Raw genomic sequence first — 9,859 nt, 5'->3', positions numbered from 1 at the left:
GTGCAGAGGACGTGATTGAGTTCATACTGTGCGGCGCGACAGCGGTCGAAATTGGAACCGCCCTGTTTGTGGAGCCGTCTCTCCCGGTCAGGATTGTAAGCGATCTGAGGCAGTACCTGAAACGCAAGAAACTGACATCCATTGCCGACCTGAAGGGCAAAGTGAGGAAATACGAATGAACGCGCTGGATAAGTTGCTGAATGCTCAGTCAAAAGCCAAATCGATGATCTGTCTGGGATTAGACCTTGACCCCAAACGTATGCCTTCCGAATATACAAGGAATGCCAAGGGGATGTTCGATTTCGCGCTCCAGATTGTGGAGGCCACCAAAGATGTTGTTTGTGCCTATAAGCCGAATCTTGCTTTCTATGAATCCTATGGTTACGATGGAATCTCGCTTTTGCGAATGATCGTGGATCGTATTCCCAAGGATGTACCGGTGATTATTGATGCCAAGCGGGGCGACATAGGTAATACGGCTAGCCATTATGCCAAGGCTGTTTTCGAAGGGTTGGGAGGGGACTGGGTCACGCTAAGCCCATATATGGGTTACGATTCCCTGCGACCGTTCCTCGAGTACAAGGACAAAGGGGTTTTCATCTTATGTCTTACCTCGAATTCAGGATCGAAGGATTTCCAGATGCTTGATGTAAGCGGTAAGCCACTCTATCATGTGGTAGCTGAGAAAGTTGCTTACTGGAACAAGACTGGCAACTGTGGGTTGGTGATCGGTGCTACTGCGCCTGAACAGCTAAAGGAGATCCGGGCAGTTGCTGACGATATGCCGTTACTTATCCCCGGTGTTGGTGCGCAGGGAGGATCATTGGAGCAGGCAGCTGAGTATGGAACTGATGGCTTTAACAAGCCAGCTGTAATCAATGTATCCCGCTCCGTGCTGTATGCCTCCAAAGATCAGGACTTCGCCACGAAGGCTCGGGCGGAACTGATCAAGCTCAATTCCGCCGTGAGCCATATTAGGGGCGGGGATGTGGCACCACCATCGGAGCCGGTTTCACCAGGTTCAACCTCGTCTGGTACAGTTGTGTCGGTAAGCGCTGAATTAAGCCCGGAAGAACCTGCTGCTTCGGTTGAGCCGTTACCGCAGCCACCCGCTTTAAATAATGCTGAATCAGTCCCGGAAGAATCTGCTACTTCGGTTGAGCCGTCTTCGCCACCCCCGTCGCCCCCAGAAGACTCGTAATGCCCCGGCTTAGTGATCCTTATTCGAACTCGGAGAGAAGCAGGGAATAGATCAGTCCGGCGTGAAAGCTACCGTCGTAGAAATAGTGATTACGCAGTGTGGCGTCTTTCTTAAATCTCAGACTCTCAAGTAACTTCATAGCCGGTTTGTTAAACTCCGCCGTCTGGGCATAGACCTTGTACAGACCGCGTTGTTTGAAGAGATACTTGTAGAGTAAATGCAACGCCTCCTTGCCGTACCCCTTCTCATGTTCATCGGGATCGATTATCAGTCCCAGTTCGGCAGAACGGTTGAGGTGATTGTAATCGAAAGATACTGCTTTGCCAACAAGAATGTGATCCTTTTTGAGGACTACCGCAAGTTCCAGGTTATCGAAGGGGGCTTCTTTCTTTGCGTATCTCTCTGCGGCCTGAGCGGGAGTAATCAGGCTGGCCATTCGACAGCTCATTGACTGCGGTTCACCAAGCAGTCGCCACTTCTGAAAGTTTACTACGTCTTCAGCGGTTGCTGTCCTCAAGTACATTTTTTTGCCGACTAGTGAAGGAGTGGTGAGAAACACCTCTTTCTTTTTTTTCTCCTCAGCCATCTATTTGGTCTCCGTATTGTCTGCTTATGGCAGACGGACAAGTTTGACTAGTCCAATATGATTGATTGGGGAAGATGCGGGAAAGCTAAAAAAAACCTCACGAAGTAGGCCGTTTGTCAAGTTAACCGTGTAAATCAACGCCAGAAATCTGATTGATAAACTTCCTGACCAGCGCTTGGTTTTGGTGTATATTGCACCCTATGGTACTGTATATTTTCTCAGATGCCCACTTGGGTTGTGGCAGTCCCGAGCAAGAGCAACTCAAGCGAGATAAGATCGCTTCTCTGTTCGAACTGATCAGAGCCGATGGAGGGCGGTTGGTAATACTGGGAGATCTATTCGACTTCTGGTTCGAGTATCATCATGCCATCCCCAAAGAGTACCATGACGTCCTGTGTTGGCTAAGTCGCTTGGTGGAACAGGGGATCACAGTCGATTATGTCAGTGGCAACCATGATTTCTGGATGGGTGATTTCTTCGAGAAACAGCTGCACCTGAGGGTTCATCGCGATACTCTGGACCTTTCGCACGAAGGTCAGCGTTTGCATTTGATACATGGGGACGGCCTAGCGAAAGCTGATCGTGGTTATCGTTTTCTCAAACGAATTCTCCGCCACCCGGTGAACATCTGGCTCTATCGCAAATTGCCACCCGACTGGGCTATGCCGCTGGCGAAAAAAGTCTCTGGATCATCACGTCGTTACACTGCCCGTCGCGATCACGTTTTTGCCAAAGACTACGAAGAGTACGCCGAGGCGCAACTGACTGAAGGATACGACTTTGTAGCTATAGGGCATCTTCATATCCCGGTCATCAAAGAGTTTGGCAACGGCGTCTATCTGAACACAGGGGATTTTATCAATCACTTCAGTTATGCGAAATTGTCTGACGGCAAGATGACCCTGGAATATCTGAAGTAGCTGAGGCCATCTGCTGTTTATGTCGTCAGTACCACGACCAGCCTCAGCACAATCGCCTGAGCCGCGGTCCCGCTGTCATATCCAAATCCCCAGGCTATACATAAATCCCATAACCACCGAATATCCATTTTATGTTGATCAGCAGACACCCGTTGAACAGAAACCTAAATACTTTGACAAGACAAAGACAGAATCACTAACTTGCATCTGGTCTTAATAATGGGAAGACTACATAGATTTCGAGTTATATTCAATTGATTAGCGAGCTAACATTTGACCATTGGGTCAACAAGACATTCATGACGTTATGCCTGTTACCTAAAACGTTAATCGAGGAGAAAAGAAACTGATGGCTGAGAGATGCGAAGCGTTGACCTACGGTTGTTATATCGTCACAACCATCTTAAATGGCCGCCGCTACGGTATGACCTGCTGTTGGGCGACCCAGGTAGACTCCGATAAGATAATGCTTTGTTTAGGCAAACAGAGCACCACCCGGAAGGCAATTATCGAGAGTAGAGTGTTTGGGGTAAGTGTTCTCTCTGAAAGTCAAAAGGATCTCGCTCTTCGCTTTGGCGAAGGCCATAGCGCCGATGTTGATAAGTTTGATGGCTTGCAGATTGAAACAGGTCAGCTTGGAGTTCCTCTCTTGCCCGGTTCTTTGAAGACGTCTGAGTGCGAAGTCGTCAACGACACTCTTCCGGAGTACGAGCAACTTCTGATTGGACGCATCGTGCATTTCAGCAGAAGCAACGCGAAGGAAGAGCCGTTGCTTCTAAGCCATATAGACGAATAGGGATAACAATCGGCTGCGGCAGACGCAGACACCCTGCGCTTCACGTTCACTGGAAGAGCAATATGACAGAAATTTCTTACAAGAATGAAGTACCTGATCCCGTCGAGTATCTGGAGCTTTTCGAGACCACGGGTTGGAATTCTAAATATCGAGTGGATTCGGTAGAATTGTCACACGCGCTGGCGAATAGTTGGTATCTGGTAGTGGCATATGATGGTGATCAACTCGTGGGGGTTGGGCGAGTTGTGTCGGACGGTGTCCTCTATGGCATGATCTATGACATGATCGTAAGACCGTCGCACCAAGGTAAAGGAGTAGGATCAACCATCCTTCGCATGTTAGTGGAAGAATGCAAATCCGCTGGATTGAGGGACATCCAGCTATTCTCAGCAAGTGGTAAAACGTCCTTCTACCTGAACCGAGGTTTTGTAGAGCGTCCTGAGGACGCTCCAGGAATGAGGCTGAAAGTCAATGATCAGCGAACAAGAGCTAGCAACTTAACCTACTGAATTCTCAACACCCATTCTCGTCCTTTTCTGCGGCTACCTGCTGGCCTGAACCCGGATAAATCGTTACTTTAGGCTCCGATTCGGCTTGACAGAATTAGGGTGCCAAGGTATGATCGCCTGTGGAATAGGTAACATTCTTTTGTGAGTTGTGACAGATGTTGAGTCGCTTCAATTGCAGATTTCGTAGCCTTCCCCAGGCAGGAGTGAGTCAGTGCCATCTATTACGATCCACTATACACGGCGCGGCTTTCCGTCGCCTGAATTCAGACCCACACATTGTTCAGAGGGTGAAGTGATGAGCAAGGCGTTTAACGCATTTGAAATGGCTCAGGCTCAGTTTGATCACGTTGCTGATGCCTTGGAGTTGGAAGCTCCCGTTCGTGACCTGTTGCGCAATCCGTTGAGAGAATACCATTTCAGCATCCCGGTCAGAATGGACGACGGCACGGTACAGGTTTTCCGAGGCTTCCGCGTACAGCACAATGATGCCCGGGGACCATGCAAAGGCGGTATTCGATTTCATCCCCAGGAAACAGTCGATACCGTTCGCGCTTTGTCGATGTGGATGACGTGGAAATGTGCTGTAGTCGACATTCCACTCGGCGGTGGCAAGGGTGGTGTGATCTGTGATCCGCATAATCTCAGTGCGCGTGAACAAGAGGCGATATGCCGGGGCTGGGTACGCCAACTGGCCAGGAATGTCGGGCCGGTGGCGGATATTCCCGCTCCTGACGTAATGACCAACGCTCAACATATGCTTTGGATGCTGGATGAATATGAACACATCCACGGTGGCAAATTCCCTGGATTCATAACTGGTAAGCCAATTGGAATGGGTGGCTCGCAGGGTCGTACCGAGGCCACTGGATTTGGAGTTGTCTTCACTATCCGTGAAGCACTGAAAGAGCTTGGGATACAACCAGAAGATACCTGCGCATCGGTCCAGGGTTTTGGGAATGTCTCTCAGTATGCAATCAAGCTTTACGAACAGATGGGTGGCAAAGTGATCTGTGTGTCCAGCTGGGATCAGGCTGACCAGAAATCGTATGCGTTTGTCAAAAAAGATGGAATCAAACTCAAGGCAATGCTGGAGATTACTGATCGCTTTGGCGGGATAGACAAGGATAAGGCCCGTGATCTTGGGTATGAGGTTCAGGACGGTGATGCCTGGATTGACCAGGATGTCGATATCTTGATTCCGGCTGCTCTGGAGAACCAGATCACCGGGGAAACCGTTACCCGGATTAGTTCGAAAGTCAAAGTTGTTGCCGAGGGTGCCAATGGTCCGACCACTCCCGAGGCGGATGCTGTTCTTAAGGAACGTGGCATTTTTATCATTCCGGACTTTCTGGCCAACGCTGGCGGTGTTACCTGCAGCTATTTCGAACAGGTGCAGTCCAACACCAACTACTTTTGGGAAAAAAACGAAGTCCTTGAAAAATTGGACACCAAGATGACTTCGGCTTTTGCCTCGGTCAGCGAATTGGCCCGCAAGCGCAAACTGTTTATGCGCGACGCTGCCTATGCAATTGCCATTGATCGCGTTGCCCATGCGTGTCGCGACCGTGGATGGGTGTAATATCGAGTTTTCATGCCTGGCTGGACGTCCTCAGTGGCGATCAGTCGGGTGTTGATAATGGAATTGGAAGAGGTGTTGAGACCTGATGAGCGACCAGAAGAAATCAGTTGATAAGCTTTTCGAGGCTTTGCAGGAACGCGCCAAGGAACTCAACTGTCTTTACCAGGTAGAAGAAATTCTGCGAGAGCCGGATGCCAGCACAGACGAGATTGTTAAGAAGACTGTCGCAGCCATTCCTGCCGGGTGGCAATACCCCAGCCTTTGTAGGGTGAAATTCAGTTTGGAGGACAGGGTCTGGACATCCCCTGATTTTTCTGAAAGCAAGTGGGTTCAGACTGCCGATATCGTTGCCGGTGATATTGTATTTGGCACCATTTCCGTTTACTACACCAAAGAGATGCCGGGATGTGATGAGGGCCCTTTTCTCAATGGAGAGAGGAAGCTGATTCACATTATCGCCGGTCGCATCGGACACCGCATAATGCACCAGAAGATGCGTCATATTGTCAGCGAGTGGCAGAATGGACAGCAAGACGATTCTAGTGATTCTCTTGAGGGGTGGCGGGTGGTGCTACGGATGCTCAAACAAACAGATCGTAATCTGTATATAAATGTAGCTCGCAAGATGCTCAATCACCTTTGCTGGGGCGGAGTAGCTGAGGCAGAACGCCTTTTTCAGACATTTATGCCAACTGAAGTGGCGATTAATGAAGAACGACCTGCGGACTGGAATCAGCCGCATCAAACCCGAGCAACCGGTTTCACGGCCGAACTAGGTACGGATGTTTTCAAGATAGCCGCTGATAATCTGAGCGATGATGAAATCCTGGCGCTGATTCAAAAATGGATTCAGGAAGACAAGCTTAGTTTCCTGGTGCAGGTGGTTAATCGGAATATGTCACTCGCCGAGGTGGCTGATGCCATACGTCGCTATCATCATCTGGCTTCAGAAGATCCGGAGATCGAATCACCTAATAAGCGCGGGATTGGCGTATCACTCATTCGACGCTTTCTCTCAGATCAACTCCAGTATATCATCGTGGCGAAACACTTCATTGAAGTGAGTGATTTCTACGGCCTGCTCAACAGAGTGGTGTTCAGTTCTGATTCGCAAGGCAAGTTGGGCGGCAAGAGTGCTGGACTGTACCTGGCCAGACAGATTCTCAAGAAGAAGGCCAAAAAAATCCCGCTGCTGAGCAACGTGAAAATCCCCAAGACATATCACATAACTTCCGACGTTCTCCTTCATTTTATGCACTACAACAACTTCGACGAGGTTGTTGAGCAGAAATACAAACCAATCGATCAAGTTCGGTTTGAATATCCGTATATCGTACAAACTTTCAAGAGTGCTCGATTCCCCCCGGATATCGTCAATGGCCTGTCCGCCGCTCTGAGTGACTTGGGCGATCATCCACTCATTGTTCGTAGTTCCAGTATTCTCGAAGATCGCATTGGGGCCGTGTTCTCCGGCAAGTACAAGAGCCTGTTCGTGGCCAACCAGGGTCCCCGGCGACAACGACTGGCGGCGTTACTTGATGCCGTCGCCGAAGTCTACGCATCCACTTTCGGCCCTGATCCGATTGAGTACAGGACGGAGCGGGGGCTGATTGATTTCGGCGAGGAAATGGGCATTATGATTCAACGGGTTGTAGGCTCACGGGTGGGCAACTACTTTCTGCCATCCTTTGCGGGGGTGGCATTCAGCCAGAACGAGTTCCGTTGGTCCCCCAGAATTAAGCGTGAAGATGGCTTAATCAGGCTGGTACCAGGCCTCGGAACGCGGGCTGTCGATCGTCTCAGCGATGATTACCCGGTTCTGATTGCCCCCGGTCAACCCGGACTGAGAGTTAATGCCAGTCCCGAAGAAACAGCCAGGTATTCCCCTAAGATGATTGACGTGATCAACTTGGAATCCAACACTTTCGAAACTATCGAGATTAATAGATTCCTCAGGGATGTGGCCTTTGAAATTCCTGGAATCAATCAAATGGCTTCAATTTACGAAGACGGTCATCTACGGTTGCCGTCGGGGCTGAGTCTTGATCCCGATCGGGATAATCTGGCCATTACCTTTGAAGGATTAATCACACGAACTCCGTTTGTGAAACAGGTCGGGGCGATCTTGAATATACTACAGGAGACTATGGGCGTGCCTGTTGATATCGAGTTTGCGTCCAACGGAAAACACTTCTATCTCCTACAGTGCCGTTCGCAGAGTCATAGCGACCTAAGTGCCCCATCGCCGATTCCCAAAGACACGCCCCGCGACAAGATGATTTTCTCGGCACGCAAGTATATTTCGAACGGCCTTGTGCCGGACATTACCCATATTGTTTACGTCAACCCGACAGCCTACGGCGAGCTGGGTTCTCGCGCGGAAATGATTGATGTGGGTCGTGCCGTAGGGAAGCTTAATAAGCTCCTGCCCAGACGACAATTCATTCTGATGGGGCCGGGACGGTGGGGCAGTCGTGGGGATATCCGATTGGGTGTTAGTGTGATTTATTCCGACATTAACAACACAGCCGCGCTTATTGAGATCGCCCGACAGAAGGGCAACTATGTCCCCGATCTTTCTTTCGGGACACATTTTTTCCAGGACCTTGTTGAGGCTGATATTCGCTATATCCCCCTATACCCCGACGATGACGGTATAGCTTTTAATGAAGACTTCCTCTTGGGCCAGCGCAATATTCTTCCCGAAGTATTACCAAAGTATGCTTCGCTGGCGGACACGATACGGTTAATTGATGTTCCCAAATCAACGGATGGGCAAATACTAAAAGTGCTTTTGAATGCTGAGCTTGGTGAGGCGGTCGGCATCCTAACCGAGCCGTCTTCCGGTCCGGAATAATTTATATAGCTTTTCTCGTCTTGAATTCACTAAATATCCCTAATGAACATCAATTGATTTGAAGGAATAAACCAAGGAGAGTGAAATGGAAAAGCTACGATCTGTTGTTTTTGTATTAACTTTGCTGGCACTCGTTGTTCTGTCTGTGGGATGCTGCACAGACATATGTGAGGTCAAGATTAAGCTGGAGGAGGTTCGTGCGTCTTTCACCAGCATGGCAATAGCGAACGCGGACCTGAATGCGACCATGTTGGATATCATAGTAGCAGCCGAGAAACACCTTGGCGCAGAGGACAAGACCGCAGCGGCCAAAGCACTCAACGGACTGGCTGTGGTTGTGGTTTCCACTCGGGGTGATTACTTCGCCGATGACCTAAAAACAGTGGGACCGATTCTGGATGCGATTATCGTGACATTCGACAAACATGCTCTGCCTGGATTGGCCGTCGATGGTCCTCACAACGACCGACAATGCGACGAAAACAACAAGTGCGGTCTTGAAGTAGAGTTCTGGACTTGCTACGAAGTCGGTAACGGCTGCGCCCATATGATACCATAGAGGACGCTAGGCAAGGTGCCTACTTGTTGCGCTCGTAGTCGGTTCGTGAGACATGATAAATGTAGAGGTCCAGATCAACAGTGTACGAGCGCATTTTCTCGGGGAAATGATAGGTGTCCTCACCGACACATTTTCCGCCTACCGACTCCTGCATTTTTTGCGAGGCGATATTGAGTTTGTTGGGGGTAGCTTTGATCGCTTTGCAGTCGGTGTGGGCAAGTAGGTACTCAACCAGGCCGCGTTTGACTTCGCTGCCGTACCCATTGCGCCAGAACTCCGGCAGGAGTTTGACATCAGTGCCGGCTATGTCATCGGAGTTGGGCAATCCAAGTTTGCATTCACCGATCGGTTGGTTAGTATCCTTCAACTCGACGATCAGCAGCCGGTCATATTCGGTCTCGTTACAGCCAGCGAGCTGGTTCCGGATATCCTCGCGAGTCATTTTTAGACCCTCTGGGAATCCAACGAAGGTCATCACTTTCGGATTGCTCCACAGGGCGTAGTACAACTCAACATCGTGATCAGAGGGGACAGCCTTACGAATCACAAGCCGCGGCGTCTGGAAGACAATATCTAACATGTGGCAATATAGCTGATTTGGCCGGGAAACCGAGCCAATTTTTGGGTTGCCGGTTGAGCTTGTGAAGCATATCTTTACTTTGATAAACCGAAAGAATCTACAGTATCCTTGATTAAGAGACTGTAGAGCAGAAAAAGTCTGTGCCCCCGTAGCTCATCTGGATAGAGCATCTGCCTTCTAAGCAGAGGGTAGCAGGTTCGAGTCCTGCCGGGGGTATTACTTTTTTATTGGGGCGATAAAACGTCATCCATATTCACACTCAAACGAAGTTA

10 protein-coding genes and 1 tRNA gene are annotated in these 9,859 nt (G+C 49.6%); 9 read left to right on the top strand and 2 right to left on the bottom strand.

The window, feature by feature from the left end:
• Together KOO62_01645 and pyrF are read left to right on the top strand one after the other, a co-directional pair.
• The coding region (locus KOO62_01645; protein ID MBU8932686.1) for a dihydroorotate dehydrogenase at nt 1–179 on the top strand (179 nt) is incomplete at its 5' end.
• Nucleotides 176–1,201, top strand: a complete 1,026-nt coding sequence (pyrF, locus tag KOO62_01640; protein MBU8932685.1) for an orotidine-5'-phosphate decarboxylase — start codon at nt 176–178, stop codon at nt 1,199–1,201. The genes KOO62_01645 and pyrF, both read left to right, overlap by 4 nt.
• Before the next feature lie 19 nt (nt 1,202–1,220).
• On the opposite strand, the gene KOO62_01635 is transcribed toward pyrF, so the two are convergent.
• Nucleotides 1,221–1,787 carry a GNAT family N-acetyltransferase gene (locus tag KOO62_01635; GenBank protein MBU8932684.1) on the bottom strand — a complete coding sequence of 189 codons (567 nt, stop codon included), beginning with the start codon at nt 1,785–1,787 and terminating at the stop codon, nt 1,221–1,223.
• Between the two features lie 200 nt (nt 1,788–1,987).
• Between KOO62_01635 and KOO62_01630 the strand changes: the two genes are divergently transcribed.
• The 6 genes from KOO62_01630 (at nt 1,988) to KOO62_01605 (ending at nt 9,007) form a co-directional block, all read left to right on the top strand.
• Nucleotides 1,988–2,707: a UDP-2,3-diacylglucosamine diphosphatase gene (locus tag KOO62_01630; protein ID MBU8932683.1), complete on the top strand. Its 720-nt coding sequence runs from the start codon at nt 1,988–1,990 to the stop codon at nt 2,705–2,707.
• 349 nt (nt 2,708–3,056) lie between these two features.
• Nucleotides 3,057–3,503 carry a flavin reductase family protein gene (locus tag KOO62_01625; GenBank protein ID MBU8932682.1) on the top strand — a complete coding sequence of 149 codons (447 nt, stop codon included), beginning with the start codon at nt 3,057–3,059 and terminating at the stop codon, nt 3,501–3,503.
• 62 nt (nt 3,504–3,565) lie between these two features.
• The gene (locus tag KOO62_01620) at nt 3,566–4,012 is read left to right on the top strand and encodes a GNAT family N-acetyltransferase (GenBank protein ID MBU8932681.1); all 447 of its coding nucleotides are present in this window, start codon (nt 3,566–3,568) and stop codon (nt 4,010–4,012) included.
• 295 nt (nt 4,013–4,307) lie between these two features.
• Nucleotides 4,308–5,591, top strand: coding sequence for a Glu/Leu/Phe/Val dehydrogenase (locus tag KOO62_01615; protein MBU8932680.1), 1,284 nt, complete (start codon nt 4,308–4,310; stop codon nt 5,589–5,591).
• Between the two features lie 85 nt (nt 5,592–5,676).
• Complete coding sequence (locus KOO62_01610; GenBank protein MBU8932679.1) at nt 5,677–8,448, top strand: PEP/pyruvate-binding domain-containing protein; 2,772 nt, start codon at nt 5,677–5,679, stop codon at nt 8,446–8,448.
• 85 nt (nt 8,449–8,533) lie between these two features.
• Nucleotides 8,534–9,007: a hypothetical protein gene (locus KOO62_01605; GenBank protein ID MBU8932678.1), complete on the top strand. Its 474-nt coding sequence runs from the start codon at nt 8,534–8,536 to the stop codon at nt 9,005–9,007.
• 19 nt (nt 9,008–9,026) lie between these two features.
• Here the strand turns inward: KOO62_01605 and KOO62_01600 are convergent, their stop codons facing one another.
• A complete protein-coding gene (locus KOO62_01600; protein MBU8932677.1) occupies nt 9,027–9,578 on the bottom strand; it encodes a GNAT family N-acetyltransferase in 552 nt (183 codons plus the stop codon).
• Nucleotides 9,579–9,729: 151 nt separating this feature from the next.
• Between KOO62_01600 and KOO62_01595 the strand changes: the two genes are divergently transcribed.
• Nucleotides 9,730–9,803, top strand: a tRNA-Arg gene (locus KOO62_01595).
• Nucleotides 9,804–9,859 lie beyond the last annotated feature (56 nt).

It is taken from the genome of Candidatus Zixiibacteriota bacterium, assembly GCA_019038695.1.
Classification (GTDB): Bacteria; Zixibacteria; MSB-5A5; order GN15; family FEB-12; genus B120-G9.
The sequence above is the reverse complement of the archived record's forward strand: the minus strand, read 5'-3'. Positions and strand labels throughout refer to the sequence as shown.

What these genes read in the sequence shown, in the direction of transcription:
- pyrF (MBU8932685.1), top strand. Translation starts at nt 176, where the DNA reads ATGAACGCGCTGGATAAGTTGCTGAATGCTCAGTCAAAAGCCAAATCG.
- KOO62_01635 (MBU8932684.1), bottom strand. Translation starts at nt 1,787, where the DNA reads ATGGCTGAGGAGAAAAAAAAGAAAGAGGTGTTTCTCACCACTCCTTCA.
- KOO62_01630 (MBU8932683.1), top strand. Translation starts at nt 1,988, where the DNA reads ATGGTACTGTATATTTTCTCAGATGCCCACTTGGGTTGTGGCAGTCCC.
- KOO62_01625 (MBU8932682.1), top strand. Translation starts at nt 3,057, where the DNA reads ATGGCTGAGAGATGCGAAGCGTTGACCTACGGTTGTTATATCGTCACA.
- KOO62_01620 (MBU8932681.1), top strand. Translation starts at nt 3,566, where the DNA reads ATGACAGAAATTTCTTACAAGAATGAAGTACCTGATCCCGTCGAGTAT.
- KOO62_01615 (MBU8932680.1), top strand. Translation starts at nt 4,308, where the DNA reads ATGAGCAAGGCGTTTAACGCATTTGAAATGGCTCAGGCTCAGTTTGAT.
- KOO62_01610 (MBU8932679.1), top strand. Translation starts at nt 5,677, where the DNA reads ATGAGCGACCAGAAGAAATCAGTTGATAAGCTTTTCGAGGCTTTGCAG.
- KOO62_01605 (MBU8932678.1), top strand. Translation starts at nt 8,534, where the DNA reads ATGGAAAAGCTACGATCTGTTGTTTTTGTATTAACTTTGCTGGCACTC.